This is a genomic window from Streptomyces sp. NPDC001410, assembly GCF_042895235.1.
Lineage (GTDB): Bacteria > Actinomycetota > Actinomycetes > Streptomycetales > Streptomycetaceae > Streptomyces.
On record NZ_JBIAWE010000002.1, the window covers coordinates 363472 to 389062 of the forward strand.

Sequence of the window (25591 nt, forward strand, 5' to 3'; positions counted from 1 at the left end):
GCATGACCAGCACCGACCTGCACCTGCCCCGGGGTGCCACCGCGAACGCCCAGTACGCCGTCGACATCGACCCCAAGCGGGCCGGCTGGACGCACAGCAGCCTGCGCATCGTGGAGTTGTCACCGGGCGGTACACATACGTTCACCACCGGGGACAGTGAGTGGATCGTGCTTCCGCTGCACGGCGGATGTACCGTGCGAATCGCGGAAGAAGAATTTCAACTCCTGGGCCGGGAAAGCGTGTTCGCGGGGGTCTCCGACTTCGCGTACGTGCCCCGGGACGCCCAGGTCCTGATCGCCTCCGGCGCGGGAGGCCGCTTCGCCCTGGCAGGAGCGAAGTGCGAGCGACGACTCCCCGCCCGCTACGGCCCCGCGCCGGAGGTCCCCGTCGAGGAGCGCGGCAGCGGCACCTGCGCCCGCCGGGTGCGCAACTTCGCCTCTGCCGCCCGCGCCGGAGGCGCTGATGGACAGGGTTTCGACTGCGACAAGCTGATCGCCGTCGAGGTGATCACACCCGGCGGCAACTGGTCCTCGTACCCGCCGCACAAGCACGACGAGCACCGGCCGGGCGAGGAGTCCGAGCTGGAGGAGATCTACTACTTCGAGATCGACGGCCCGAACGGTTTCGGCTATCAGCGCGTATTCCCCTCGCGCGAGGGCGGGACCGACGTCCTCGCCGAGGTCCGCTCCGGTGACGCCGTCCTCGTACCCGACGGCTGGCACGGCCCGTCGATCGCCCAGCCCGGGCACGACATGTACTACCTGAACGTCATGTCCGGTCCGGGTCAGACGCGGGAGTGGCGGATCTGCTTCCACCCGGATCACAGGGAGGGTTACCGATGACGACCTCGACGACGAGGCTCACGGTCGCGCAGGCACTCGTCCGCTTCCTCGCCGCCCAGTACACGGAACGCGACGGCCGGCGGCAGCGGCTGATCGGCGCCACCTGGGGCATCTTCGGGCACGGCAACGTGGCCGGGCTGGGCCAGGCGCTGATCGAGTACCAGGACGTGATGCCGTACCACCAGGGCCGCAACGAGCAGTCCATGGTGCACGCGGCGGTCGGCTTCGCCCGCCAGTCGAACCGCCTGTCCACCCACGCCGTGACCACCTCCATCGGGCCGGGCGCGACCAACCTGGTCACCGGCGCCGCGCTGGCCACCATCAACCACCTCCCGGTGCTGCTGCTGCCCGGCGACGTCTTCGCCACCCGCCCCGCCGATCCGGTCCTGCAGCAGCTGGAGGTGCCGTACGCGGGCGACGTGTCGGTCAACGACACGCTGCGCCCGGTGTCCAGGTACTTCGACCGGATCACCCGGCCCGAGGCCCTGATCCCGAGCGCCCTGCAGGCCATGCGGGTTCTCACCGACCCGGTGGAGACCGGCGCGGTCACCCTGGCCCTGCCGCAGGACGTGCAGGCCGAGGCGTACGACTGGCCCGCGGAGTTCTTCGCCGAGCGCGTGTGGACCGTACGACGCCCCGGCGCGGACCCCACCGAACTCGCCGAGGCAGTCCGGGCGGTCCGGGCCGCGAAGCGCCCGCTCGTCATCGCGGGCGGCGGAGTCCACCACAGCCGCGCCGAGGAGACCCTCGCGGAGTTCGTGGAGGCCACCCGGATACCGGTCGCCTCCACCCAGGCCGGCAAGGGCTCGCTGCGTCACGACCACCCGCAGGACGTCGGCGGCGTCGGCCACACCGGCAGCGCGACCGCCGACGAGCTGGCCCGCACCGCGGACCTGGTGATCGGCGTGGGCACCCGCTACACCGACTTCACCACCGCTTCCGGCACCCTCTTCGAGAACCCGGACGTGCGTTTCCTCAACCTCAACATCGCGCCCTTCGACGGCCACAAACTGGCCGGGCTGCCGCTGGTCGCGGACGCCCGCAGCGGCCTGGGCGAGCTGACCGAGGCGCTGGAGATGCACGAGCACCGGGTCGCCGACTCCTACGTCACCGAGTACACCGAGGACAAGGAGCGCTGGGAGCAGCGCGTGGAGGCCTGCTTCGAGGCGGACGAGCCGGACATCAGGCCGACCCAGCCGCAGGTCCTCGGCGCCCTGGACGCCCTGGTGGACGAGTCCGACATCATCATCAACGCGGCCGGATCGCTCCCCGGCGACCTGCACAAGCTGTGGCGGGCGCGCTCGTACGACCAGTACCACCTGGAGTACGGCTACTCCTGCATGGGCTACGAGATCCCGGCCGCGATCGGCGTGAAGCTCGCCGCGCCCGAGCGGAACGTGTGGGCGCTGGTCGGCGACGGGACGTACCTGATGATGCCGACGGAGATCGTGACCGCCGTGCAGGAGGGCATCGCGATCAAGATCGTGCTCGTGCAGAACCACGGGTACGCCTCGATCGGGGGTCTGTCGGAGTCCGTGGGCGGCGAGCGGTTCGGCACCGCCTACCGCTTCACCTCGGACGACGGCACCTTCACCGGTGCCCCGCTGCCCGTCGACCTCGCCGCCAACGCGGCCAGCCTCGGCATGCGCGTCCTGCGCGCCAAGACCGTACGGGACCTGCGCGCGGCGCTCGCCGAGGCGCGGGCCGCCGACACTGCCACATGTGTCTACGTGGAGACCGAAACGTCCGACACTGTGTCGGGCGCGCCTCCGGCGCAGGCCTGGTGGGATGTTCCTGTGGCCGAGACCGCGACCCGATCGTCCGCGGTCAAGGCACGTGAGCTGTACGAACGGCACGTCTCGACCCGACGCCGCCATCTGTAAAAGGAGTTTCTGGGCATGACGAAGATCGTCAACCACTGGATCGGCGGCAAGACCGTCGAAGGCGCGTCGGGTACGTACGGGCCGGTCACGGACCCGGCGACCGGCGCGGTCACCACCAAGGTCGCGTTCGCGTCGGTCGACGAGGTGGACGCCGCGGTAGCCGCCGCGAAGGACGCCTTCGTGACCTGGGGCCAGTCCTCGCTGGCCCAGCGCACGTCCATCCTCTTCAAGTTCCGGGCGCTGCTGGACGCCAACCGGGACGCGATCGCGGAGCTGATCACCGCCGAGCACGGCAAGGTGCACTCCGACGCCCTCGGCGAGGTCGCCCGCGGCCTGGAGATCGTCGACCTGGCCTGCGGCATCAACGTGCAGCTCAAGGGCGAGCTGTCCACGCAGGTCGCGAACCGCGTCGACGTGGCCGCGATCCGCCAGCCGCTGGGTGTCGTCGCCGGCATCACGCCGTTCAACTTCCCGGCGATGGTCCCGATGTGGATGTTCCCGATCGCCATCGCGACCGGCAACACCTTCGTCCTGAAGCCGTCCGAGAAGGACCCGTCGGCCGCCGTCAAGATCGCCGAGCTGCTGTCCGAGGCCGGTCTGCCCGACGGTGTCTTCAACGTCGTCCACGGCGACAAGGTGGCCGTCGACCGCCTGCTGGAGCACCCGGACGTCAAGGCCGTCTCCTTCGTCGGCTCGACCCCGATCGCCCGCTACATCCACACCACGGCCTCCGCCAACGGCAAGCGCGTGCAGGCCCTGGGCGGCGCCAAGAACCACATGCTGGTCCTGCCGGACGCCGACCTGGACGCGGCCGCCGACGCCGCCGTGTCCGCCGCCTACGGCTCCGCGGGCGAGCGCTGCATGGCCATCTCCGCCGTCGTCGCGGTCGGCTCCATCGGCGACGAGCTGGTGGAGAAGATCCGCGAGCGCGCCGAGAAGATCAAGATCGGCCCCGGCAACGACCCGACCTCCGAGATGGGCCCGCTCATCACGAAGGTCCACCGCGACAAGGTGGCCTCCTACGTCGAGGGCGCGGCGGCCGAGGGCGCCGAGGTCGTGCTCGACGGCACCGGCTACACGGTCGAGGGCTACGAGGACGGCCACTGGATCGGCATCTCCCTGCTCGACAAGGTGCCCACGTCCGCGAAGGCCTACCAGGACGAGATCTTCGGCCCGGTGCTGTGCGTGCTGCGCGTGGACACGTACGAGGAGGGTGTGGCCCTCATCAACGCCTCGCCGTTCGGCAACGGCACCGCGATCTTCACCCGCGACGGCGGCGCCGCCCGCCGCTTCCAGCTGGAGATCGAGGCCGGCATGGTCGGCGTGAACGTCCCGATCCCGGTCCCTGTCGGCTACCACTCCTTCGGTGGCTGGAAGGACTCGCTCTTCGGCGACCACCACATCTACGGCAACGACGGCACGCACTTCTACACCCGCGGCAAGGTCGTCACCACCCGCTGGCCGGACCCGTCCGAGGCCCCCGCCGGCGTCGACCTCGGCTTCCCGCGCAACCACTGAGGGCTCCACAACCTCTTGTCAGGCCGTCCGGATTCCGGACGGCCTGACTTTTTTTGACGCCTCAGCTGCGATTATCGTTCTGGTGGGATCAAACGGATGATGAAAGGGTTAACGGCAAATGACCTTGGAAAGCAAGGTCAGATTCCGCTGTGGCTTGATGGATGCGCCTGCAGAGCGCTACAGCCTGCGAAAGTGATGTCGCCCGAGCCTTACGAGAGCTACGAATTCCGTAGGTAAACAGCCATTGACGCAGCGGTTTTCGTCGGGGTTCTCTATGCAGCGCCGGGAGCGGACGAGACGAACGCAAGACGAGCCGCCGGAGGCGATAGCGCTCCCGACCCCACCCTCAGTCGCACAAGTCGATCGGAACCGCCGCATGACCGACACGCTCCGCCCTGTCGAGACAGCCGTCATAGACGCTTCCGGGGCCCCTGACAGCCCCCAGAAGCTCAAGCGTTCCATCGGCGTCGTCGGCGGCACCCTGCTGACGCTCTCGTGCGTCACGCCCGCCTCCACGCTCTTCGTGGTCGTCCCCGACCTCTTCGGCTCCCTCGGTACCGCCACCGCCCTGACGATCGCCATCGGCTCCCTCCTCTGTATCGCCGTGGCGTTCTGCTACTCCGAGCTGGGCACCCTCATCCCCAGCGCGGGCGGCGAGTACGCGATGGTGTCGACGATGGCCGGCCGGCTCGCGGGCTGGCTCGTCTTCGTGCTGTCCCTGCTGGTCGTGATGATCGTCCCGCCGGTGATCGCGATGGGCACGGCGGACTACCTCGCCCCGATCGTGCACCTCGACCCGTCGATGACCGGCGCCGGCGTGATGCTGCTCGCCACCCTCGCCGGCCTGCTCGACCTGCGCGCCAACGCCTGGATCACCGGCATCTTCCTGGTCCTGGAGGTCATCGCCGCCGGTGTCGTCGCCCTCCTGGGCTTCACCCACGGCCACCGCGGGGCCGGCAGCCTGCTCTCCATGCAGGTGGCCGGCGAGAACGGCCACACGGACACCGTGACGGCCATGCTGGTGGTCTCCGGGCTCGCCATCGCCCTCTTCGTCACCCAGGGCTTCTCGACCGCCGTCTACCTCTCCGAGGAGCTGGAGCACCCGCGCCGCAACGTCGCCCGCACCGTGCTCGCCACCCTCGCGATCTCCACCGTGATCATCCTGGTCCCGGTCGCCGCGATCACCATGGGCGCCTCCGACCTCAAGGAGCTGACCGGCGGCGACATCAGCTCCATGGTCACCGCCTGGTCCAACTCCGCGGTCGGCACCTTCGTCAGCCTCTGCGTGGCCCTCGCGATCATCAACGCGGGCATCGTCATGGTCATCCAGAACTCCCGCGTCCTGTTCGCCTCCGCCCGCGACAAGGCCTGGCCCGAGCCGGTCAACAACGTCTTCTCCAAGCTCGGCCGCTTCGGCTCCCCCTGGGTCGCCACGCTCGCGGTCGGCGTCCCCGGCGCGCTGCTCTGCTTCGTCAACCTGGACACCCTGTACGGCGTGACGGGCGTCTCGGTGACCGGCATGTACCTGCTGGTCGCGGTCGCCGCCCTGCTGTCCCGCCGCGGCTCCCACAAGCACACGCCGGCCTGGCGGATGCCGCTGTGGCCCGCGATGCCGGTCCTGCTGATCGTGGTCCTCGGCTACATCCTGAGCCAGCAGGAGGCGAGCTACCTGCTGTGGACCGGCGGCATCACCGCGGCCGCCACCCTCTACTGGGCCTTCTACCTCCGCCCGCGCCGGGAGACCCGCTGGCTGGTGTCGATCCCGGAGGACGCACAGGCGTAACGAACCCGCTCGACACTTCCCGCGTCCTCGCCGCCCGCATGGTGCCGGGCGGCGAGGACGTCGTCGTACCACGCCTGAAGTACGCCGGGGCGGACCCGTACTCCCCAAGGAGGGCCCCGGGTTCAGCCCGGCGGCCGCATCCGTTGTCGGAGGCGGACCGTACCGTTGAGGCATGGATCTTCGAAGGCCTGCGGTGCGCGGGCTGTTGAAGGGGCCGCGGCGGCTTTTTGCCGCCGCGGCCGCCGTCGTGGTGCTCGCCGGCGCCGGTACGTGGACGGCCGTCGCCTCCGACGACGCGCCGGCGGTGCACCGGAGCGACCGGGTCATGACCATGGCCGACGGGACGCGCGTCGACACCTCGTACTTCACGGGCGCCGCCGCCGGCCGTCGCCCCGCCGTGCTGCTCGGCCACGGCTTCGGCGGCAGCAAGGACGACGTACGGCAGCAGGCCGAGGACCTCGCCCGCGACGGGTACGCGGTGCTGACCTGGTCCGCGCGCGGCTTCGGCCACTCCACCGGGAAGATCGGGCTGAACGACCCGAAGCACGAGGTCGCCGACGTCTCCCGGCTCATCGACTGGCTGGCGAAGCAGCCCCAGGTCCGCCTCGACACGCCGGGCGACCCCCGTGTGGGCGTGGCCGGCGGCTCCTACGGCGGCGCGATCTCCCTGCTCGCCGCCGGACACGACCACCGCGTCGACGCCATCGCCCCGGCCATCACCTACTGGAACCTGGCCGACGCCCTGTTCCCGAACGGCGTGTTCAAGAAGCTGTGGGCCGGCATCTTCTTCAACACCGGGGGCGGCTGCGCCAGGTTCGAGCCGGAGCTGTGCCGGATGTACGACCGGGTCGCCGAGTCCGGCACCCCGGACGCGGCCGCCCGCGAGCTGCTGGAGCAGCGCTCGCCGTCCGCGGTCGCCGACCGCATCAAGGTGCCCACCCTGCTGGTGCAGGGCCAGACCGACTCCCTGTTCACCCTCGCCCAGTCCGACGCCGCCGCGCAGGCCATCAGGGCGAACGGCGCGCCGGCCGACGTCGACTGGATCGCCGGCGGACACGACGGCGGCGACCTGGAGAGCGGCCGGGTGCAGGGGCGGGTCCGGGCCTGGTTCGACCACTACCTCAAGGGCGACACGTCCGTCGGCACCGGCCCGGCCTTCCGGATCACCCGCACGGGAGGTGTCGACGCCACCGACGGCGCCGCCCAGCTGCGCGGCGCCAGCGCCAAGAGCTATCCCGGCCTGCACGACCACCGGCGGACCATCGCCCTGACCGGCCGCGCGCAGCGCTTCGCGAACCCGGCCGGCGCCAGCCCGCCCGGCGTCTCCGCCCTGCCCGGCCTCGGCGGCACCGGCGGCCTCGCCCAGCTCTCCGCGCTCGGCGTCGGCGTCTCCCTCGACTTCCCCGGCCAGTACGCGAAGTTCGACTCGGCACCCGTGACCACCGACCTCAGGATCACCGGCTCGCCGACCGTGACGGCCCACGTCACCTCCACCAGCGAGGACGCCGTCCTGTTCGGCAAGGTCTACGACGTCGGCCCCGACGGCACCCAGCAGGTGCTGCCCGCCCAGCTCGTCGCCCCCCTCCGGGTCACCGGCGCCCGCACCGGCAAGGACGTCACGATCACCCTCCCGGCGATCGACCACGAGGTCCAGAAGGGCCACCGGCTGCGCCTGGTCCTCGCCTCCACCGACCTCGGCTACGCCTCACCGGCCGCCCCGGCCACGTACACCGTCTCCCTCCAGGGAGACCTGAGCGTGCCGACGGCCCCCGCCGTCACCACCGCGGCGGCCCCCCTGCCCGCCTGGGTGTGGTGGCTGCCCCTGGCCGGAGCCGTGGGCGCGCTCGCTCTGCTGTTCACCGGCCGCCGCCGTACGACCGCCCCCGCGCCCGACCCGGCACTCGCCGAAGTCCCGCTGCAGATAACGGACCTGAGCAAGCGGTACGCCAAGTCCGCCGACCGGTACGCGGTGCGCGAACTGTCCTTCCGCGTGGAAAAGGGCCAGGTCCTCGGCCTGCTCGGGCCCAACGGCGCGGGCAAGACCACCACCCTGCGCATGCTGATGGGCCTGATCAAGCCGGACGGCGGCGAGATCCGCGTCTTCGGCCACGCCATCCGGCCCGGCGCGCCCGTGCTGTCCCGGGTCGGCGCCTTCGTCGAGGGCGCGGGCTTCCTGCCGCACCTGTCCGGCCGGGAGAACCTGGAGCTGTACTGGCGGGCCACCGGCCGCCCGCCCGAGGACGCACACCTGGACGAGGCCCTGGAGATCGCCGGCCTCGGCGACGCCCTCGCCCGCGCGGTGCGCACCTACTCCCAGGGCATGCGCCAGCGCCTCGCCATCGCCCAGGCCATGCTCGGCCTGCCCGACCTGCTCATCCTGGACGAGCCCACCAACGGCCTCGACCCGCCGCAGATCCGCGAGATGCGCGAGGTGATGATCCGCTACGCGGCCGCCGGCCGCACGGTGATCGTCTCCAGCCATCTCCTCGCCGAGGTCGAGCAGTCGTGCACCCACCTGGTGGTGATGGACCGCGGCCGCCTCGTCCAGGCGGGCCCGGTGGGCGAGATCGTGGGCTCCGGCGACACCCTGCTGGTCGGCACCGGCACGCCCGTCGAGGAGCCGGTCGTGGAGAAGGTGGGCGCGCTGCCCGGCATCGCCTCCGCCGTGCGCACCGAGGACGGACTGCTGGTCCGCCTCGAACCCGGCGGCACGGCCGAGCGGCTGGTCGTGGAGCTGGTGCGCCTGGAGGTGCCCGTCGCCTCGGTCGGCCCCCACCGGCGCCTGGAAGACGCCTTCCTCACCCTGATCGGAGGTTCCGCATGAGCACGCTCGCCGAGCGCACCGAAACGGCCTCCGGCTACCGCGCGGGCCGCACCCTGCCCCTGCGCGTGGAGCTGGTCCGCCAGCTCAAGCGGCGCCGCACGCTGGTCATGGGCGGGATCCTGGCCGTCCTGCCGTTCGTGCTGCTCATCGCCTTCGCGATCGGCGGCGACCCGGCAGGTCGCAACGGCCAGGTCACCCTGATGGACACGGCCACCGCGTCCGGCGCCAACTTCGCCGCGGTCAACCTGTTCGTCTCGGCGGGCTTCCTGCTGGTGATCCCGGTCGCCCTGTTCTGCGGGGACACGGTCGCCTCCGAGGCCGGCTGGTCCTCGCTGCGCTATCTGCTGGCCGCGCCCGTGCCCCGGGCCCGGCTGCTGTGGTCCAAGCTCGTCGTGGGGCTCGGGCTGAGCCTCGCCGCGATGGTGCTGCTGCCGGTCGTGGCCCTCGCGGTCGGCACGGCCGCCTACGGCTGGGGTCCGCTGCAGATCCCCACCGGCGGCGCACTCGACTCCGGTACGGCGGCGCAGCGGCTCGTGGTGGTCGTGGCGTACATCTTCGTGTCCCAACTGGTCACCGCGGGACTGGCGTTCTGGCTGTCGACCAGGACGGACGCCCCGCTCGGCGCGGTCGGCGGCGCGGTCGGCCTGACCATCGTCGGCAACGTCCTGGACGCGGTCACCGCCCTCGGCCACTGGCGCGACTTCCTGCCCGCGCACTGGCAGTTCGCCTGGGCCGACGCCGTCCAGCCGCACCCCGAGTGGTCCGGCATGATCCAGGGCACCGCGATTTCCATAACGTACGCCCTGGTGCTGTTCGCCCTGGCCTTCCGGGGTTTCGCCCGCAAGGACGTGGTGTCCTAGGTCACCGGAAGATCACCTGCCGGTCTCGACGGGCCCCCGCCGTGGCCGGTTCGAGACGCATCCGCAACCCCCTGGGGCGCACGTTCCGGCACCCCGCGCCGTCACAGTCGGCAGAGGTCGCACAAGCCGACGTCAACCGACGCAGGGGGAACGTGAGATGGAGCGGAACCGGACACAGCGATCACGGCGGATACGCGGCACGCTGCTCGCCCTCACGGCAGCGGGCAGCCTGCTGCTGACGGCCTGTGCGGCGGGCGGCACCGGAGACCACACCAACAGCGCCGACAAACACGGCCTGCCCGCCCCTGCCCCCGGTCAGGACGACCGGAGCGACGACAAGGGCTTCGAGACGGCCCCGTCCGACGACCACCTCTCCACCTTCGCCCTCGACGTCGACACCGCCTCCTACACCTACGCCCGCCGCACCCTCGCCGACGGCCGCACCCCCGACCCGTCGACGATCCGCCCCGAGGAGTTCGTCAACAGCTTCCGCCAGGACTACCGCCGCCCCGATGGCAACGGCTTCTCCGTCACCGTCGACGGCGCCCGCACCGCGAGGCCGGACTGGTCCCTGGTCCGCGTCGGCCTCGCCACCCGGGCCGCCGAACCGGCGCAGAAGCGCCCGCCGGCCGCGCTCACCTTCGTCGTCGACGTCTCCGGCTCCATGGACGAACCCGGCCGCCTCGACCTCGCCCGGCAGTCCCTGGACACCATGACGGACCGGCTGCGCGACGACGACTCGGTGGCCGTCGTCACCTTCAGCGAACACGCGGAGACCGTCCTGCCGATGACCCGGCTCGGCGGCCACCGCGGCGAGGTCCACGACGCCATCGACGGCCTTGAGGCCCAGTCCTCCACCAACCTCGGCGCGGGCGTCGAGACCGGCTACGCCACCGCCGTCGAGGGCCTGCGCAAGGGCGCCACCAACCGGGTCGTCCTGGTCTCCGACGCCCTCGCCAACGACGGCGAGACCAGCCCCGACGCGATCCTGCGCCGCATCGACTCCGCCCGCCGCGAGCACGGCATCACCCTCTTCGGCGTCGGCGTAGGCAGCGACTACGGCGACGCCCTCATGGAACGCCTCGCCGACAAGGGCGACGGCCACACCGCCTACGTCTCCGACACCGACGGGGCCCGCAAGGTGTTCTGCGAGCAACTCCCGCAGAACATCGAGCTGACCGCCCGCGACGCCAAGGCCCAGGTCGCCTTCGACCCGCACACCGTCGCCGAGTTCCGCCTCGTCGGCTACGACGACCGCAAGGTCGCCGACGACGACTTCCGAGACGACCACGTGGACGGCGGCGAGGTCGGCCCCGGCCACACCGTGACCGCCCTGTACGCGGTGCGCACCCGGCCGGGCGCCGACGGCCACCTCGCCACCGCCACCGTCCGCTGGCTCGACCCGACCACCCGGGCCCCGCACGAGGAGACCGGCGCCCTGGAGACCGGAGCCCTCAAGGACTCCGTCTGGGAGGCGAGCCCCCGCTTCCAGGTCACGGCGGTCGCCGCCTACTTCGCCGACGCCCTGCGCGCCGGCGGCACCGACCACGGCCCCGCCCTCCCCGGCGCCCCCAGCCTCACCCGCCTCGCCGCTCGCGCGGCCACGCTGGCCGACGTCACCGAGGACCAGGACGTCCAGGCCCTCGCCGACACGATCCGGGAGGCGAGCCACACGCACACCGGGGTCTGAGCCACCGCACACCCCATTGACCTTTGCTTACCTGCGAGTGAGTTGGCCCCCAGCCAAAGCTGGCCGGGGGCCGCCACGCGAACGGCGGGCCACCGGGGGAACCGGTGACCCGCCGCTCGGGGAGTCTGCTCAGCTGTTGGACTGGCCGTTCGCCGACAGGGCCGAGATGTCGTCCAGGATGTGCGAGGCCGGCTCGTCGCCCTTGGCCTGGGTCGAGTTCTCCGCGCACTGCTGGTTCTGCGGCGCGGACAGGACCGGGATGTCCTGGACGCCGACGTTCGCGATGAGCGCGGCCACCGACTGGACGTTGACCTTCGCCGGCAGGCCGACACAGGGCTTGTTCACCGAGCCCTGGACCAGCGAGAGCTGCGGGCTCATGTCGCCGAGCGTGGCGGAGTTGCCGAACGAGGACTGGGCCTGGTTGCCGCTCTGGGCCGTGGTGCCGTGGTCGTTGCCGGTGGCAAGGGCCTGGGGGGCGGCCGCACCCGCGAGACCGGCGACGGAGGCGGCGACGGCCGCGGTTGCCCACAGCTTCTTCATGTTCGTTCCCTTTCGAAAGGCGGACTCCGGGGAGGAGCTGCGTGATCGTCAACGGCCCCCGCCGCGCCGGAGTTGCGGGCTTTGCCTCGATCGGAGGAGCGCAGTCCGATGAGGTAACAAACGCCCTGGCCTTGGTGCATCCGGGTGGGCCGGAACAGGCCGACGGGCCGCCGAGAAGTCGGCGGCCCGTCGGGGAGGGCCCGTGCAGGGCCGGGGCGATCTGCGGATCAGCTGTTGCTGGTGCCGTTGGCGGACAGCGCGGAGATGTCGTCCAGGATGTGCGAGAGCGGCTCGTCACCCTTGGCCTGGGTGGAGTTCTCGACACACTGCTGGTTCTGCGGCGCGGACAGGACCGGGATGTCCTGCACGCCGACGTTGACCAGCGCCAGGATGGACTGGGCGTTGACCTTGGCCGGCAGCCCGATGCAGGGCTTGTTGAACGAGCCCTGGATGAGCGCCAGCTGGGGGCTCAGGTCCCCGCTCGTGCTGGAGTTGCCGAACGACTGAACGGCGTCGTTGCCGCTGAGGGCGGTGGTGCCCGTGTCGTTGCCGGTGGCGAGGGCCGGCGACGCGGCGGTGGCGGAGAAGCCGACGACGGAGGCGGCGACCGCGGCGGAGGCCAGAACCTTCTTGATCACTTGCAATTCCCTTCTGGAGAAACCCCGTCCATCGGAGCGTCCTGGTCAACTGCCCATCAGGCGATGGGTTGCTGTCCTTCACTCTGATGGCCTACACGGGGGCCGTGACGCATGCGCGAGGGGCGAACGGCAGGGGAATTCCACGGAATCCACGGAGTCGAACGATCCGATCGGGTGATGCCCCGCTGATGCCCCGCAACCTATCGGTTCGGGCGCGGTTGATGCCGGGCAGGAACGTGCGTCTTGGCGAGCAGTGAGGAAAGGAAAGCGAAATGCTGAAGAAGGCAATGGCCGCGGCGGCGGTCGCCGCGTCCGTGATCGGCGTGTCGGCGGCGGTGGCCCCCCAGGCGCTTGCCATCGGCAACGACACGGGCACCACGGCTCAGAGCGGCAACCAGGCCCAGGAGGCGTTCGGCAACTCCACCACGGCCGGGAACATGAGCCCGCAGGCCACGCTGGTCCAGAGCTCGCTCAACAAGCTGTGCGTCGGCCTGCCGGCGAAGGCCAACGCCCAGTCCATCCTCGCCGCCGTCAACGTCGGCGTGCAGGACATCCCGGTGCTGTCCGCGCCGCAGAACCAGCAGTGCGCCGAGAACTCCACCCAGGCCAAGGACGACGAGCCGCTGTCGCACATCGCGGACGACATCGCCGTCCTGGCGGGCAACGGCACCGGCAACGGCTGACCCGCTCCGGTCCGAAGGCCGCTCGGGTGGCGCGCGGAGTTCCCCGCCGCTGCCCGGGCGGCTTTCGCCGTCTTTCGCGGCCCTTCTCGAAGAAGCGTTACTCCACGTATACGCCAACTTGTCAATTCTCTGAAGGCGTTCGAGTGAATTCCAGGACGACGCGCGTTCCGTAGTTTCTTCGGCTGTCTATCCCTCGTTTTACAACCTGCCGGTCATGGTGCGAGCCGTTCAAGCTGTGCTCGCTCGGTTTCGGCCGTCATAGGGGCATGACCGCAGAGAAGGGAAAGTCCATGAAGAAGAGCGCTGCCGTCGTCGCCGGCGCCATCCTGGCCCTGGGCGGGGCGGCTCCCGCGTTCGCCGACGCCGGGGCAACCGGCGAGGCGTCCAACTCCCCCGGCGTGCTGTCCGGCAACGTGGTCCAGGTCCCGGTCCACGTGCCGGTCAACGTCTGCGGCAACACGGTGGACATCATCGCGCTGCTGAACCCCGCGTTCGGCAACACCTGCGCCAACGGCTGACGCACGTAACGCAACGCACCAGCCCACCGGCTGTGTCCTGGCCGGCCTCGGACCGTCGATCCTTCGATCTCTTCGTCCCGAGGCCGGCCTTCCCACTTCTTCGAGCAGGAAGACAACGAGATTGCGACAGACCCTCAGCAAGGGCATGGTCGTGGCCGCCGCCGCGACAGGGATGGTGTCCTTGTGCGGCAGCCACGCGTTCGCCGACACGGGCGCGCAGGGCGCCGCCCAGGGCTCGCCCGGCGTGCTGTCCGGCAACACTGTCCAGGTCCCGGTGGACGTCCCGGTCAACGTCTGCGGCAACTCCGTGGATGCTGCTGGCGCGTTGAACCCGGCGTTCGGCAACTCCTGTGCCAACACGCACGGTTCGACGAGCGGCGGCAGCGACGGGGCCGCGTCCTCGCGCAGCGGCGGCAGCCACACGATTCCGTCTCCGCGCGGTGGCGGCCACACCACTGTGCCTCCCCATGGCGACGCGGTTCACAAGACTCTGCCCGCGTACGGCGGCGGTGAACACTCGACTGCGCCCCTCTACGGCGGCGGCGACCAGCAGCCGGGGCAGCCGCCCGGCCTGGCGCACACCGGTGGTGACGCAGGGACCATGCTGGCGACCTCGGCCGCCAGTGTCGCGCTGATCGCGGCCGGGGCGGTTCTGTACCGACGCAGCCGGACGGCCTCCGGCCGGTAGCGCGCGGGGTGCCGGACCCCAGTGCCCGGCACCCCGCGTCCCTGCCACACGCAGGCGCCCTCCGCAGTGGCGCCGTCCCGCATCCTTCAGCGCCGTACCGTCTCAGGCACCTCGCCACGCCGTGCGGCCGGGATCCGCCGGCCTCGCGCGCAGTCGGTGCTGGACCCCGCGCACCAGCAGTGTGCCCGCCGTGAAGGTCGCGCCGTGACCGAGGCGCATCGCCGGGCCGAAGCCCGGGGCCGTGACCAGACCGGCCAGGAACAGGCCGGCGGGGTACGACGACTCGAAGTCCAGCCCCACCTCCGGAGCGCCGTCGGCCGCCGTCGCCGGCAGCGCGCGCAGTTCGGGGGAGAGCGGCCGCCGCCGCTCGGGCCGGCCCGGAACTCGGTCCCCGGGCTGATGCGCCCGACCTCCAGCGTCCGCGCCCCGCCCCCAGGCCGGCGTCTCCGGGCGCAGCCCGCCCTTCACCTCACGCGCCGCCGCCACCTCCTGGCCGAGCAGCACCTCCTCCCGGCTCTCCACCCGCTCCCGCACCCACCAGGCCCCGGCCGGACCGAGCGCACCGGCCGCGATCCGGGGGCGGGGATCACCCCAATGGCGGCACAACTCCAAGGGGCGCTGTGCGTTGACACAGCGCCGGGCATCCCGCCCGGATGTTTGTGTCGATTCCAAGGAGCATCTCTCCATGTCGCGTATCGCGAAGGGTCTGGTCCTGACCTCCGCCGCCATCGCGGCCGTCGCCGGCGGTGCCGGTGTGGCTGCCGCCGACTCCGGCGCGCTCGGCTCCGCCGCCAACTCGCCGGGCGTGGCGTCGGGCAACGTCGTCCAGGTCCCGGTCCACGTGCCGGTCAACGCCTGCGGCAACACCGTCAACGTCATCGGTCTGCTGAACCCGGCGTTCGGCAACACCTGCGCCAACGGCTGACGTCGGGACGCAACCCCTGGGCCGGCCGCCCGCCCGCGCATCGTCCGCGGGCCGGCGGCCGGTTCTGGTCTCCCCCGGATGGTTCACTCCGCGTGGGCGAGCGGTTGCGGAACGTCATGGCTGGTTCAACGGTGGGCTCAGACCCCCTGCCCCCACCGAAAGGACCCCCCATGCGTGTGCTGCCCGTGCGGCGTCTCGCGTCCACCACCCTGTGCGCCGCCCTCCTGGTCGGCATCGCCGGCCCCGCCGCCGTCGCCGCCGACTCGGCCCGGGAGCGCACCCACGCCGGCTCCCACTCGGCGGTCCCCGGCGCCGATGCGCTGCTCGCCCAGGTCAGGTCCCTGCGCAATGTCGACCCCGCGCTCAACCCGGTCGTCGACCTGCTCGACCAGTCCCTCCAGAAGGGCCGATTGACCCCCGACCAGGCCCGGAAGCTCGGCGACGCGGCCAAGGAGGCCATCGCCAAGGCCGCCGCGGCAGCGCCGACGACGCCGGCGACACCGACCGCGCCGGCCAAGCCCACCGATCCGGCTTCGCCGACCACTCCGGCGACACCCACGGCCCCGGCGACTCCCACCGCTCCGGCCACACCGAGTACGGCTGCCTCGCCGAGTACGTCGGCCTCACCGAGTGAGTCCGCGAAGCCGAGTACGTCCGACTCGCCGAGTACGTCGGCCTCACCGAGTGAGTCCGCGAAGCCGAGCACGCCCGCCTCGCCGAGTACGTCCGCCTCGCCGACCGTGCCCGCCACCCCGTCCCTGCCGCCCAGCCCGAGCGTGGGCGCGCCGACCGTGCCCGCCGAGCCGAGCAAGCCCGCCGCCCCGGCCGCGCCCCTGCTGACCACGTTCGCCAAGAGTGACGTCAAGGCCACCCAGGCCCGCGACCTCACCGACGACCTGCAGAACGCGATCGACGCGCTGATCCAGGCCGTCACCTCCAACCTCGACGGGCTGCCGGACGCCGTCACCGGAGCTGTGAGCGACCTGGTCGACCTGATCACCTCGATCCTCGACGGCCTGCCGCTGCCCAGCCTGCTGGCGGCCCCGGCGACGCCCACGGGCTGATCCTCACGACCCCCGCTGTCTCGGCCGTCGTGCCCGTCGTCACCGTCGGGCACGACGGCCGAGCGCTGTTCACGGGCGGGAGGGGAATCTCATATGTCTTCTCGGCGCGGGGTTTCCGGCCCGGAGGGAAGTCGTTAGGCACGGCGTCAGAACTCCCTGGGGTGACCTGAGTTGTCGAAGAAAGGAACAGGATGAAGTCCCTGAAGGCTGCCGCTGTCGTTGCCGGTTCCGTGGCCCTCGTCGGCGTCGCCGCGCCCGCGTTCGCCGCCCACAGCACCGCCGACCTCACGCCCACCAGCCTCAACGGCGCCGTGAACACAGTCTCCAAGGGCGGCCTCACCCTGAACGACGTCATGCCGCTGCAGCATCAGTCGGACGCGCTCAACACCGAGAACAAGGACTCCGTGCTCAGCACGGTCAAGGGCGCCACCGGTGCCCTGAACCAGCACAACCCGCTGCTCGGCGGCCTGCCCCTGCAGGGCTGAGGTTCGAGACCCCTTCCCTCGATCGTGTGGAGCGGCCCCGGGCGCTGGGCCGTAAGAGTGAGAAGCCGCCGGGCCGCGCCACACCCCGTCGATAAGGTCGCGCGGTGACCTCAACCTCAAGTGAAGCCCGTCCCTTCCGCGCCGCCGCCCTCGGCACGCTCGTCGTCCTTCCCTGGAGTGGCGAGGCACCCGACGGCAGCGACATGCCCTACCTGCTGGCCTACTCCCTCGGGGACGCCGAGGGCGGCCCGGAGGCCACCGCCGCCGCGGTCGGGCAGCTGCTGGAGCGCAACGGACTGCCGGTCGGCGGCGACCTGGTCGACGGCACCACCAAGCCGAGCCTGCCCGTCACCCTGCTCGTCGAGGCCGGCCAGGCCGTCCTCAACATGCCGCAGCTGGTCGCCCAGGCCGACGCGCCGCGGGAGTGGCTCGCCGCCGCGGCCAAGCGCGGCTACGCCCACCTCGTCTTCACCACCCGCGCCTGGCCCGAGGGCGAGCCCGGCAAGCCCGTCGAGCCCGCCGCGCTGGCCGCCTTCGCCGGTGCGGACGAGACCCTGAAGGCCGCCGCGCACATCGTCCTGCCGGCCCGCAGCCTGCGCCGCTGATGCCCCGGGCCCTGGCCGGCGGCAGGGGGTTCGGGCTGCTGCTGGTGATCACCGGGGCGGCCGGACTGTTCGCCTCCTGGGTCATCACCCTCGACAAGTTCAAGCTGCTGGAGAACCCGAACTTCGTCCCCGGGTGCAGTCTGAACCCGGTGGTGTCCTGCGGCAGCGTGATGAAGAGCGACCAGGCCTCGGCCTTCGGGTTCCCCAACCCGATGCTGGGCCTGGTGGCCTACGGCATCGTCGTCTGCGTCGGCGTGAGCCTGCTGGCGGACGCCCTGTTCCCCGGCTGGTACTGGCTGCTGTTCGAGGCCGGATGCCTGTTCGGTGTGGGGTTCTGCACCTGGCTGCAGTTCCAGTCGCTGTACCGGATCAACGCGCTGTGCCTGTGGTGCGCTCTGGCGTGGGTCGCCACGATCGTCATGTTCTGGTACGCCACCTCGCTCGTCGTCAGAAAGGGGTTCCTGCCCGCCCCCGCATGGCTCAGGACCTTCTTCGCGGAGTTCACCTGGCTGCTTCCGCTCCTGCACGTCGGTGTCGTCGGCATGCTCGTACTGACGCGATGGTGGGACTTCTGGACCAGCTGAAGAATGACCAGCTGACGAATGACGAGCTGATGGATGACGAGCCGACAGTTGCTGCACCCGGGCGAAATGTGTGCTGACGGCGTTTTCAGGCTCGTTACGCGGTACGGACGTCGAACCCTCCGCACCCTGAAAGGGCCTGTACCCGCCATGAAGTCGAGCACCCGAGGAACCCTTGCCGCATTCGTCACGGGCGTCGCGGCCGTCGTGGGAGCCGCCGGCCCCGCCGCGGCGGTCGGTGCGGTCCCCGTCCCCGTGCCGCTGGAAGGCGTCTCCGACTCCCTGAACATGGAGGTGCCCAAGGCCGGTCTGGAGGTACCGCTGCTGACGCCGGGCGCCCCCGACGGGCCGCGGTACGTCACCGGCCGGCTCCTGCCCGAGCGGACGCTGCCCCAGCTGCCGGTGACCGGCGCCCTGCCCGGCGCGGACCTCAGGACACCCCTTCCGCACGTCCTCGGTGACGGCTTCGACCAGGTCGGCGTGGGTGCCCCCGCCTCCGACCTGCACACCCTGGGCCCCGGCCTGGCACTGGACGCCCCCCTGACCCAGCCCAACCCGGACAACTTCGGCCTCCCGGACCTCAGGCTTCCCCAGGCCGGCGTCATCGCCCCGGTTCTGCAGACCGTCCCCGGCGCCACCCTGGGCACGGGACCGGGCCAGTAGCCGGCGGTAGGTCACCGTCTCGGGCGGGTGTTAATGGGAGGCGTCGGGTGTGGCCGTCCCCCTAACCTGCGGTCATGACCACCGACACCGACACCGACGCCGGCGCAGCCACGGCCGAGCGGGCCCGGCAGCTGGTCGGGCTGCTGGCCGAGAAGAGCCGGCTGCGTGTCCTCGCCGCCGTGGCACTGGGCGCGGACAGCCCCGAGCGGATCGCCGAGGTGGCCGGACTGTCGGCGAAGGACACGGCGCTGGCGCTGCTGCGGCTGCGCGAACAGGGCGTGGTGACGGACGGCGCGCAGGGCGGACCGGCCGTCTCCTACGACCTGTTCCGCGAGCTGGCCCGGCGGGAGCGGCCGACGCCACGGGCCGGGGACGGGACGAACGCCGTCCTGGACACCTTCGTACGGGACGGGCGGCTGGTACGGCTGCCTGCCCAGTGGACCCGGAAGAAGCTTGTACTGCGGCACATCGCCGAGCGGACCTTCGAGCCGGGCGTCGAGTACCCGGAGCGGGTCGTGAACGAGCGCCTGCGAGCCTGGTGCGAGGACTCCGACAAGATCGACCATGTGACGCTCCGGCGCTATCTGGTGGACCTCCACCATCTGCACCGGAGCGAGGGGATCTACCGGCGTCCGGATACTGATTGACGCACCGTCAAGCGGTTGCCCGTACCGGTCACCGGTCCTGCCGCCGTGTGACGGGACCTCAGGGCAGCCGTCGTACCGGAGAACCCGCGAGGTAGGCCTGGATGTCCTCCACCGCCTGGCCGTAGTACGTCGCGTAGTTGGCCCGGGACACATAGCCGAGGTGGGGCGTGGCGAGGAGGCGGGGTGCGGTGCGCATCGGGTGGTCCGCGGGCAGCGGCTCGACGTCGAAGACGTCGACACCGGCGCCCGCGATCCGGCCCTCGCGGAGCGCGGCCAGCAGGGCGTCCTGGTCCACGATCGCCGCGCGGGAGGTGTTGACCAGGTAGGCGTCCGGCTTCATCAGGGCCAGTTCGGCGGCGCCGACGAGGCCCCGGGTGCGGTCGCCGAGGGCCAGGTGGACGGAGACGAAGTCGCTGGTGGCCAGCAGGTCCTCCTTGGAGGCGGCGAGTTCCACGCCCACCTCCTCGGCCCGTTCCTTGGTCAGGTTCTGGCTCCAGGCAGCGACCCGCATGCCGAAGGCGAGCCCGACCTGCGCCACCCGGGCGCCGATCTTCCCGAGCCCGAGCAGCCCGAGCCGGCGGCCGTGAAGGTCGGCGCCGACGGTGGACTGCCAGGGCCCGCCGGAGCGCAGCGCCTCGCTCTCCTCGACGATCCCGCGGGCCAGGCCCAGCAGCAGCGCCCAGGTCAGCTCCACGGGAGGCGTCGACGCACTCGCCGTACCGCACACGGTGACGCCGTGCGCCTCGGCGGCGGCGTAGTCGATGACGCTGTTGCGCATCCCCGAGGCGACGAGCAGCCTCAGCCGCGGCAGGCGGGCGATCAACGAGCCGGGGAACGGGACGCGCTCGCGCAGGGTGACGACGATGTCGTAGTCGGCGAGGGCCGTGGCGAGGGCGTCCTCGCCGTCGAGGTGCTCGCGCAGTGCGACGACCTCCACCTGATCCTCGATCACCGACCAGTCGGCCGACTCGGTGGCCGCACCCTGGAAGTCGTCCAGTACCGCGCAGCGAAGTCGCACGTCGTCTCTCCCTTCCCCGCGGCGACTGTACCGGCAGGTCCGGAGCGGGCGCCGGGCGCCATACACCTGCCAAACGGAACGTGAACTGTTTCTTTCTGTCTGGTGTACAACTCTTCATCCTCTTCTTACGTCGAACTGGCGAACAGCGGCGTTTGCCCCACCGCACGCCTGCCATCTTGGAAGAGGAATCCTGCTGATGATGATCCGTCGGTTGTGTGGTGTCCTGCGCGTGCGCGGGGCGGCCGACCTGCTCCTCGTACTCCTGCTCGGTGCCGGCTTCGCCGCGCTGCCCGTCTTCGCGTTGCTGCCGTCCTTGTGGGGCTTCGCCGCGGCGTCGGCGGTGACGTATCTCGCGGACGAGGTGCTGCACTCCAGGGCTCCGGGCTTCGTGCGCAGGCTGGCGGCGCTTCAGCTCACCCGCCCGCTGCGGTTCGCCGTCCGCACGGTGATGCTGCTCGCGCTGGCCAGTCGGATGGACGCGCCGGACGAGGTGCTGGTCGCCGCGCTGGCCGTCTTCAGCGCCCACTTCGCGATGATGATGCTGTACACGGCGGTGCATCACGCGATCCGCCGGCGCCGGGTGCTGCCGCTGGTCGTGCGCAACCTCGACATGAGCGGACTGCCCGTCCCGAAGCAGCCGCCCGCCGTCCTCTACCGGCGCTTCCTGCGTAAGCTCCTCCACCTGGACCTGCCGGCCCACGCCGGCCTCCTCGCCGCGCTGGCCGCCGGGACCTGGGGACCTGCGTACACCGGGTTCGCGCTCACCGTCGGTGTGACCGTGGCGGGCGTCATCGCGCTGCTGGGCCAGTACCGCAGGGTCCGCCGCATGCCCGCCCGGGACGAGGTGTTCGCCGAGGTCAACCGCCAACTCGCCGGATACCGCCCCGAGGTGGCGCTGTACTTCAGCTTCGCCTCCGTCTCCCGGGACTTCATGTACCAGGTCAACATGTGGATCGAGACGCTGGAGCAGCTCGACCTGCGCCCGGTCATCATCCTTCGGGAGCGTGCCTCGTTCCGCCATCTCAGCCGCACCTGGATCCCGGTGGTCTGTGTCCCCAAGGCCGACGACCTGGCCGAACTGGAGCTGTCCGGCGTCCGGGTCGTCCTCTATCCGGGCAACGCGGGCAAGAACGTGCACATGCTGCGGGTGGCCGAGGCCAAGCACGTCTTCATCGGCCACGGCGACAGCGACAAGCTCGCCAGCAGCAACCGGGTCAGCAAGGTGTACGACGAGATCTGGGTGGCCGGCCGCGCGGGCCGCGACCGCTACCAGCGGGTCCGGCACGCCATCAGCGACAGTGCCATCGTCGAGGTGGGCCGCCCGCAACTCTCCCCGATCCGCCTGCACGCCGAGCACACACCCGGCCCGCTCCCCGTCGTCCTCTACGCGCCCACCTGGGAGGGCTGGAGCGACGACGACTGCCACACCTCGCTGATCCCGATGGGCGTGCCCCTGATCGAGCAGCTCCTCGCGCAGAACGTCCGGGTCATCTACAAGCCGCACCCGCTCACCGGCAAGCGCTCCGCCGAGGCGGCCGCGGCCGACAAGGCGATCCGCGAGCTGCTGCGGGCCGACAACGAGCAGCGCGGCGCGGCGGAGGCGGAGGCCGCGGTCGCCGCGGCGAAGCCCCGGCTGCAGGAGATACAGGCCCGCCTCGACGAGCTGGCCGGCCGACTCGGCGGCGACGACGCCGAGCAGCTGCGCGAGGCACGGGTGCCCGACCGCGCGGGGGCGGCCGAGTGGCAGGAGCTGCGCGCCGAGTGGCACCGGATCTTCTGGGAGAGCCGGGGCCCGGTCCGCCACAACGTGATCCTCAAGCAACTGCCCGCCCTCTACGAGTGCTTCAACCAGGCGGACATCCTCATCAGCGACGTCTCCTCGGTCGTCGCCGACTTCGTGGCCGGCCTCAAGCCGTACGTCCTCACCAACGCCCGCGACCTGCCCGACGACGAGTTCCGGGCGGCCTACACCACCGCCGGCGGCGCCTACCTCCTCGACCGCGAGTGCACCCGCCTCCCGGAGATCCTGAACGCGGTCCGGGCGCCGTACACCGACCCGATGACCCTCGACCGCCGCACCCTCAAGGAGTACGTCCTCGGCCCGGACCACCCCACCTCCATGGAACGCTTCAACGCGGCGGCGAACGCATTGGCGGCGCGGGCGGCGGCGGAACGCGCGGAAGGGGGCGAGGGGGACGCGGGGGTCGCGGGGGGCGCGGGACTGGCGGCCTGAGCGGAGGCCGAGCCGGATCTGAAGCTGTGTCGGCCTGAGCGGGGGAGGAGGGCCGAGCCGTGTCCGGGGCTTGGCTGCGTCAGTCGCGGTCGCCCGGAAACAGCCGGTCCAGGTAGGTGTCCAGCGCGGTCTCCAGATCGGCCCGGGTGAAGGTCCCCGGGGCGCTGACCGCGTCGAACACGAGGCCGTCGGTGACGGCCAGCAGCAGCCGCGCCTCGACCTCCGGGTCGGGCCGCGGCCCCCGGCGCGGGCCGGGTACCGCGCTCAGCACCTGCCGCAGCTCGGCATGGATCGCGGCCAGTGTCTCCCGCTGTACGGCCGCGAGCACGGGCGAGGTGGCGGCGCGGGCGGCGAAGGCGACGTACACACGGCACTCCGCGAGCCGCGCCTCGTCGAGCGGCAGCAGTTCACGCAGGGCCGCCGCCAGCGCCGCACGCGGTCCGGTGCGCGCGTCGAGGCCCGCGACCCGCGCCCGGGTCCGCTCCGCGACCTGCCGGAACGCGAAGACCAGCATCTCGTCCTTGGTGGCGAAGTAGTGCTGCACCGCCCCGATGGACACCCCGGCCGCCCCAGCGACCTCCCGGACGCTCACGTGATCCAGGCCCCGGGTGGCGGCGATCCGCAGGAGAACGTCGGTGATCTCGCCCCGCCGCCCCGCCTGTTTAGCCACTCATTGCCCGTTTTCTCCCATAGCTACTACCATACGAGCGTATGGACCAATACGAGTGTATGGGAGGTGCGGAAACGCCATGAGAGGACGCGCCGTAGGTCTCCTCACCGCCAGCCTGGCCCTGCTCGCCCTCGTGTGGGCGGACTGGCTCCTCGACCCCACCGCGCCACGGGGCCCGGCCTTCCCCGTGGCGCTGAGCGCCGTACTCGCGGCCAACGTGCCCCTGACCCTGGCGGGCTCCCGGCTCAAGCGTGCGGTGGTCGCCCGGGTGCAGCGGTACCTGATCAATCCGCCGGTACGGCTGCTGCTGCGGCTGGGGGTCATGCCGCTCGGCTACGCGCTGCTGGAGACCCGGGGCCGGGTCAGCGGACGCCCCCGCACCACACCCGTGGGCAACGGCCGGGAAGGTGACACCTTCTGGATCGTGGCCGAACACGGCGAGCGGGCGGGCTACGTCCCAACATCCGCCGCTGCCCCGAGGTGCGGGTCCGCTTCCGCGAGGGCCTGCGCTTCACCTGGCACCGTGGAACCGCCCACGTCCTGCCCGAAGACGACCCCTACGCCCGCCAGCGCCGCCTCGGCCGCCGGCACCCGCTGCGGGCGCTCAACGCGGTGGTGGTGCGGGTGATGGGGACGGAGCTGGTGACGGTGCGGGTGGATCTCGGGCCATGCTCCGGCAGGAACGTGCCGTTCACGGCGCGATAGCCTGGCGATCATGGGGGACTGGGAGATACGGCCGGCGTCGACGGCGGACGTCGAGCCGATGGCCGAGCTGCGGGCCGTGGTGATGCGGGCGGATCTGGAGCGGCTCGGGCTCTACGACGAGCGGCGGGTGCGGCAGCGGCTGCGGGACAGGTTCGTACCGGCGCACACCTGGGTGATCGAGGCGGGCGGCGCGTTCGCCGGCTGCGTCGCGCTGCGCCCGGCCGAGGACGCCCACTGGCTGGAACACTTCTACCTGGCCCCGCACTTGCAGGGCAGCGGCATCGGCGGAGCCGTACTGCGCGAGCTGCTGGAGCGGTGCGACCGTGACGGCACCCCGGTCCGGCTGCAGGTGCTGCAGGGCAGCCCGGCCCGGCGGCTGTACGAGCGGCACGGCTTCACCCTCGAGACCGAGGACCCGATCGACGTGTTCATGCTCCGAGAGCCGGCCTCGGCCGCGTCCTGACCGTCGGCGCTGTCTCCCGATATTCGCGAGAGATCGGCAGGGGCCCGGGGATAGCCTCCCGCGGTGACCTCACCCGACCAGCCCCTCGTGGCCCCCGATTTCGCCGTACCGCACCCGCCTGCGACCGACCGCTTCCGCCTGGAGCCCCTCGGCCCTCAGCACAATGCTGCCGATCACGCCGCCTGGACCTCCAGCATCGCCTACATTCGGGCCAACCCCGACTTCGTCGGCCGCTCCTGGCCGCCACCAGGGGGCATGCCCCTGGAGGCCAACCTCGACGACCTGCGCCGGCACGCGCAGGACTTCGACCGGCGCGTCGGCTTCACCTACACCGTCCTGTCGGTCCCTGGGGACGACGTCATCGGCTGTGTCTACATCTACGGCTCACGCCAGGACCCTGGTGTTACCGACGTCCGCTCCTGGGTCCGGGCGGACCATGCTTCCCTCGACGCCGAGCTCTACCGCGTCGTCAGTGACTGGCTGGCCCGCGAGTGGCCCTTCGAGCGTGTGGCGTACGCGCCTCGCATCTCCTCCGAAGGGTCGTGAACTCGGTTGAATGAGCCGGAAACCGAGCCGGCCGCCCAGGGCCCCTAGAGCTGACCTCGCCACCACGGCACGTCCAGGCTTTCGGCCGGGATGACTTTGGCTCTCGCCAGGATCTTCTCGTCGAGGGCCCGCACGAGGGCGCGCAACTCACGCGCGCTCTTCTTGGGCAACGCGTGAAGCACGGTTTCGAGATGATCCCGGAAACCGACGCCGTAACACCCGCACTCAGGGACGCCGCAGTCAGCACCTGCGAGTGGATCCACAAGGTGCTTGAGAGGCAGCTGGGCAAGGGCCTTCCAGTGCCAGAACGCTTCTTCCGTGGCTTCGGGCCAGAAGCGGGTCCGTTCCAGCCGACGGAGGTCAGCTGTGCAAGATCCTGAAAGGCGATCGATGAGCGGGTAATGACGCCGCCTCAAGAGGCGGACCGGGAGTTCACCCCGAAGGGCTGACGGGCGCCTACGCGGCATTGCCCCTTTGCTTGTCGGTCATGAGGGCAAGGTACAACCCCATGCGCCCGGT

The 25591-nt window shown here is 71.5% G+C and carries 27 protein-coding genes; 21 read left to right on the top strand and 6 right to left on the bottom strand.

Annotated features, from left to right (window positions below; translation table 11 throughout):
• The first annotated feature begins 2 nt into the window (after nucleotides 1-2).
• The 7 genes from iolB to ACFY3C_RS05185 all read left to right on the top strand — a co-directional run bounded on the left by iolB (nucleotide 3) and on the right by ACFY3C_RS05185 (nucleotide 11400).
• Nucleotides 3-842, top strand: coding sequence for a 5-deoxy-glucuronate isomerase (gene iolB / locus ACFY3C_RS05155; RefSeq protein ID WP_390769745.1), 840 nt, complete (start codon nucleotides 3-5; stop codon nucleotides 840-842).
• Nucleotides 839-2725: a 3D-(3,5/4)-trihydroxycyclohexane-1,2-dione acylhydrolase (decyclizing) gene (gene iolD / locus ACFY3C_RS05160; protein WP_390769746.1), complete on the top strand. Its 1887-nt coding sequence runs from the start codon at nucleotides 839-841 to the stop codon at nucleotides 2723-2725. The genes iolB and iolD overlap by 4 nt, the downstream gene beginning before the upstream one ends.
• Nucleotides 2726-2740: 15 nt before the next feature.
• Nucleotides 2741-4243: a CoA-acylating methylmalonate-semialdehyde dehydrogenase gene (mmsA, locus tag ACFY3C_RS05165; RefSeq protein WP_390769747.1), complete on the top strand. Its 1503-nt coding sequence runs from the start codon at nucleotides 2741-2743 to the stop codon at nucleotides 4241-4243.
• A 376-nt stretch (nucleotides 4244-4619) separates the two neighbouring features.
• Nucleotides 4620-6026, top strand: a complete 1407-nt coding sequence (locus ACFY3C_RS05170; RefSeq protein WP_386581149.1) for an APC family permease — start codon at nucleotides 4620-4622, stop codon at nucleotides 6024-6026.
• Between the two features lie 172 nt (nucleotides 6027-6198).
• Complete coding sequence (locus ACFY3C_RS05175) at nucleotides 6199-8850, top strand: CocE/NonD family hydrolase (protein WP_390769748.1); 2652 nt, start codon at nucleotides 6199-6201, stop codon at nucleotides 8848-8850.
• Nucleotides 8847-9710, top strand: a complete 864-nt coding sequence (locus ACFY3C_RS05180) for an ABC transporter permease (protein WP_390769749.1) — start codon at nucleotides 8847-8849, stop codon at nucleotides 9708-9710. The genes ACFY3C_RS05175 and ACFY3C_RS05180 overlap by 4 nt, the downstream gene beginning before the upstream one ends.
• Before the next feature lie 157 nt (nucleotides 9711-9867).
• A complete protein-coding gene (locus tag ACFY3C_RS05185) occupies nucleotides 9868-11400 on the top strand; it encodes a von Willebrand factor type A domain-containing protein (RefSeq protein ID WP_390769750.1) in 1533 nt (510 codons plus the stop codon).
• 129 nt (nucleotides 11401-11529) lie between these two features.
• Here the strand turns inward: ACFY3C_RS05185 and ACFY3C_RS05190 are convergent, their stop codons facing one another.
• Together ACFY3C_RS05190 and ACFY3C_RS05195 are read right to left on the bottom strand one after the other, a co-directional pair.
• On the bottom strand, nucleotides 11530-11940 hold the full coding sequence (locus ACFY3C_RS05190) for a rodlin (protein WP_386581157.1): 411 nt from the start codon (nucleotides 11938-11940) through the stop codon (nucleotides 11530-11532).
• A gap of 227 nt (nucleotides 11941-12167) precedes the next feature.
• Complete coding sequence (locus ACFY3C_RS05195) at nucleotides 12168-12578, bottom strand: rodlin (RefSeq protein ID WP_386581159.1); 411 nt, start codon at nucleotides 12576-12578, stop codon at nucleotides 12168-12170.
• Between the two features lie 272 nt (nucleotides 12579-12850).
• Between ACFY3C_RS05195 and ACFY3C_RS05200 the strand changes: the two genes are divergently transcribed.
• The 3 genes from ACFY3C_RS05200 to ACFY3C_RS05210 all read left to right on the top strand — a co-directional run bounded on the left by ACFY3C_RS05200 (nucleotide 12851) and on the right by ACFY3C_RS05210 (nucleotide 14467).
• Entirely contained in the window at nucleotides 12851-13261 is a 411-nt protein-coding gene (locus ACFY3C_RS05200) for a rodlin (RefSeq protein WP_386581161.1), read from the top strand.
• Between the two features lie 290 nt (nucleotides 13262-13551).
• Complete coding sequence (locus tag ACFY3C_RS05205) at nucleotides 13552-13779, top strand: chaplin (protein WP_386581209.1); 228 nt, start codon at nucleotides 13552-13554, stop codon at nucleotides 13777-13779.
• Between the two features lie 121 nt (nucleotides 13780-13900).
• Nucleotides 13901-14467 (top strand): chaplin, encoded by a 567-nt coding sequence (locus ACFY3C_RS05210; protein ID WP_390769751.1) that lies wholly within the window; start codon nucleotides 13901-13903, stop codon nucleotides 14465-14467.
• Nucleotides 14468-14569: 102 nt separating this feature from the next.
• Here the strand turns inward: ACFY3C_RS05210 and ACFY3C_RS05215 are convergent, their stop codons facing one another.
• A complete protein-coding gene (locus tag ACFY3C_RS05215; RefSeq protein WP_390769752.1) occupies nucleotides 14570-15139 on the bottom strand; it encodes a hypothetical protein in 570 nt (189 codons plus the stop codon).
• Between the two features lie 13 nt (nucleotides 15140-15152).
• On the opposite strand from ACFY3C_RS05215, the gene ACFY3C_RS05220 reads away from it, so the two are divergent.
• The 7 genes from ACFY3C_RS05220 (at nucleotide 15153) to ACFY3C_RS05250 (ending at nucleotide 19437) form a co-directional block, all read left to right on the top strand.
• On the top strand, nucleotides 15153-15392 hold the full coding sequence (locus ACFY3C_RS05220) for a chaplin (RefSeq protein ID WP_386581167.1): 240 nt from the start codon (nucleotides 15153-15155) through the stop codon (nucleotides 15390-15392).
• Nucleotides 15393-15562: 170 nt separating this feature from the next.
• On the top strand, nucleotides 15563-16456 hold the full coding sequence (locus tag ACFY3C_RS05225) for a hypothetical protein (protein WP_390769753.1): 894 nt from the start codon (nucleotides 15563-15565) through the stop codon (nucleotides 16454-16456).
• A 191-nt stretch (nucleotides 16457-16647) separates the two neighbouring features.
• Entirely contained in the window at nucleotides 16648-16941 is a 294-nt protein-coding gene (locus ACFY3C_RS05230; protein ID WP_390769754.1) for a hypothetical protein, read from the top strand.
• A 104-nt stretch (nucleotides 16942-17045) separates the two neighbouring features.
• Nucleotides 17046-17546, top strand: a complete 501-nt coding sequence (locus ACFY3C_RS05235) for a DUF5949 family protein (RefSeq protein WP_390769755.1) — start codon at nucleotides 17046-17048, stop codon at nucleotides 17544-17546.
• A complete protein-coding gene (locus tag ACFY3C_RS05240; RefSeq protein WP_390769756.1) occupies nucleotides 17546-18130 on the top strand; it encodes a vitamin K epoxide reductase family protein in 585 nt (194 codons plus the stop codon). The genes ACFY3C_RS05235 and ACFY3C_RS05240 overlap by 1 nt, the downstream gene beginning before the upstream one ends.
• 147 nt (nucleotides 18131-18277) lie before the next feature.
• Nucleotides 18278-18790 (top strand): hypothetical protein, encoded by a 513-nt coding sequence (locus ACFY3C_RS05245; RefSeq protein ID WP_390769757.1) that lies wholly within the window; start codon nucleotides 18278-18280, stop codon nucleotides 18788-18790.
• A 74-nt stretch (nucleotides 18791-18864) separates the two neighbouring features.
• Nucleotides 18865-19437 (top strand): DUF2087 domain-containing protein, encoded by a 573-nt coding sequence (locus ACFY3C_RS05250; RefSeq protein WP_390769758.1) that lies wholly within the window; start codon nucleotides 18865-18867, stop codon nucleotides 19435-19437.
• 58 nt (nucleotides 19438-19495) lie between these two features.
• Here the strand turns inward: ACFY3C_RS05250 and ACFY3C_RS05255 are convergent, their stop codons facing one another.
• Nucleotides 19496-20455 carry a D-2-hydroxyacid dehydrogenase family protein gene (locus ACFY3C_RS05255; protein WP_390769759.1) on the bottom strand — a complete coding sequence of 320 codons (960 nt, stop codon included), beginning with the start codon at nucleotides 20453-20455 and terminating at the stop codon, nucleotides 19496-19498.
• A gap of 196 nt (nucleotides 20456-20651) precedes the next feature.
• On the opposite strand from ACFY3C_RS05255, the gene ACFY3C_RS05260 reads away from it, so the two are divergent.
• Complete coding sequence (locus ACFY3C_RS05260) at nucleotides 20652-22688, top strand: hypothetical protein (protein ID WP_390769760.1); 2037 nt, start codon at nucleotides 20652-20654, stop codon at nucleotides 22686-22688.
• 79 nt (nucleotides 22689-22767) lie between these two features.
• On the opposite strand, the gene ACFY3C_RS05265 is transcribed toward ACFY3C_RS05260, so the two are convergent.
• Complete coding sequence (locus tag ACFY3C_RS05265; RefSeq protein WP_390769761.1) at nucleotides 22768-23358, bottom strand: TetR/AcrR family transcriptional regulator; 591 nt, start codon at nucleotides 23356-23358, stop codon at nucleotides 22768-22770.
• A 79-nt stretch (nucleotides 23359-23437) separates the two neighbouring features.
• Here ACFY3C_RS05265 and ACFY3C_RS05270 point away from each other — a divergent pair, with 79 nt between their 5' ends.
• The 3 genes from ACFY3C_RS05270 to ACFY3C_RS05280 all read left to right on the top strand — a co-directional run bounded on the left by ACFY3C_RS05270 (nucleotide 23438) and on the right by ACFY3C_RS05280 (nucleotide 25072).
• Nucleotides 23438-23986, top strand: a complete 549-nt coding sequence (locus ACFY3C_RS05270) for a nitroreductase/quinone reductase family protein (protein WP_390769762.1) — start codon at nucleotides 23438-23440, stop codon at nucleotides 23984-23986.
• Nucleotides 23987-24073: 87 nt separating this feature from the next.
• Nucleotides 24074-24526 carry a GNAT family N-acetyltransferase gene (locus ACFY3C_RS05275; protein WP_390769763.1) on the top strand — a complete coding sequence of 151 codons (453 nt, stop codon included), beginning with the start codon at nucleotides 24074-24076 and terminating at the stop codon, nucleotides 24524-24526.
• 63 nt (nucleotides 24527-24589) lie between these two features.
• The gene (locus ACFY3C_RS05280; RefSeq protein ID WP_390769764.1) at nucleotides 24590-25072 is read left to right on the top strand and encodes a GNAT family N-acetyltransferase; all 483 of its coding nucleotides are present in this window, start codon (nucleotides 24590-24592) and stop codon (nucleotides 25070-25072) included.
• A 44-nt stretch (nucleotides 25073-25116) separates the two neighbouring features.
• On the opposite strand, the gene ACFY3C_RS05285 is transcribed toward ACFY3C_RS05280, so the two are convergent.
• Complete coding sequence (locus tag ACFY3C_RS05285) at nucleotides 25117-25254, bottom strand: hypothetical protein (RefSeq protein WP_386581186.1); 138 nt, start codon at nucleotides 25252-25254, stop codon at nucleotides 25117-25119.
• Nucleotides 25255-25591: the final 337 nt, after the last annotated feature.

Excerpts from the sequence above, each read along its gene's own strand:
- ACFY3C_RS05205 (WP_386581209.1), top strand. The coding sequence starts at position 13,552 with ATGAAGAAGAGCGCTGCCGTCGTCGCCGGCGCCATCCTGGCCCTGGGC.
- ACFY3C_RS05170 (WP_386581149.1), top strand. The coding sequence starts at position 4,620 with ATGACCGACACGCTCCGCCCTGTCGAGACAGCCGTCATAGACGCTTCC.
- ACFY3C_RS05200 (WP_386581161.1), top strand. The coding sequence starts at position 12,851 with ATGCTGAAGAAGGCAATGGCCGCGGCGGCGGTCGCCGCGTCCGTGATC.
- ACFY3C_RS05220 (WP_386581167.1), top strand. The coding sequence starts at position 15,153 with ATGTCGCGTATCGCGAAGGGTCTGGTCCTGACCTCCGCCGCCATCGCG.
- ACFY3C_RS05275 (WP_390769763.1), top strand. The coding sequence starts at position 24,074 with ATGGGGGACTGGGAGATACGGCCGGCGTCGACGGCGGACGTCGAGCCG.
- ACFY3C_RS05250 (WP_390769758.1), top strand. The coding sequence starts at position 18,865 with ATGACCACCGACACCGACACCGACGCCGGCGCAGCCACGGCCGAGCGG.
- iolD (WP_390769746.1), top strand. The coding sequence starts at position 839 with ATGACGACCTCGACGACGAGGCTCACGGTCGCGCAGGCACTCGTCCGC.
- mmsA (WP_390769747.1), top strand. The coding sequence starts at position 2,741 with ATGACGAAGATCGTCAACCACTGGATCGGCGGCAAGACCGTCGAAGGC.
- ACFY3C_RS05270 (WP_390769762.1), top strand. The coding sequence starts at position 23,438 with ATGAGAGGACGCGCCGTAGGTCTCCTCACCGCCAGCCTGGCCCTGCTC.
- ACFY3C_RS05240 (WP_390769756.1), top strand. The coding sequence starts at position 17,546 with ATGCCCCGGGCCCTGGCCGGCGGCAGGGGGTTCGGGCTGCTGCTGGTG.
- ACFY3C_RS05175 (WP_390769748.1), top strand. The coding sequence starts at position 6,199 with ATGGATCTTCGAAGGCCTGCGGTGCGCGGGCTGTTGAAGGGGCCGCGG.
- ACFY3C_RS05180 (WP_390769749.1), top strand. The coding sequence starts at position 8,847 with ATGAGCACGCTCGCCGAGCGCACCGAAACGGCCTCCGGCTACCGCGCG.
- ACFY3C_RS05260 (WP_390769760.1), top strand. The coding sequence starts at position 20,652 with ATGATGATCCGTCGGTTGTGTGGTGTCCTGCGCGTGCGCGGGGCGGCC.
- ACFY3C_RS05245 (WP_390769757.1), top strand. The coding sequence starts at position 18,278 with ATGAAGTCGAGCACCCGAGGAACCCTTGCCGCATTCGTCACGGGCGTC.
- ACFY3C_RS05225 (WP_390769753.1), top strand. The coding sequence starts at position 15,563 with ATGCGTGTGCTGCCCGTGCGGCGTCTCGCGTCCACCACCCTGTGCGCC.
- ACFY3C_RS05190 (WP_386581157.1), bottom strand. The coding sequence starts at position 11,940 with ATGAAGAAGCTGTGGGCAACCGCGGCCGTCGCCGCCTCCGTCGCCGGT.
- ACFY3C_RS05185 (WP_390769750.1), top strand. The coding sequence starts at position 9,868 with ATGGAGCGGAACCGGACACAGCGATCACGGCGGATACGCGGCACGCTG.
- ACFY3C_RS05230 (WP_390769754.1), top strand. The coding sequence starts at position 16,648 with ATGAAGTCCCTGAAGGCTGCCGCTGTCGTTGCCGGTTCCGTGGCCCTC.
- iolB (WP_390769745.1), top strand. The coding sequence starts at position 3 with ATGACCAGCACCGACCTGCACCTGCCCCGGGGTGCCACCGCGAACGCC.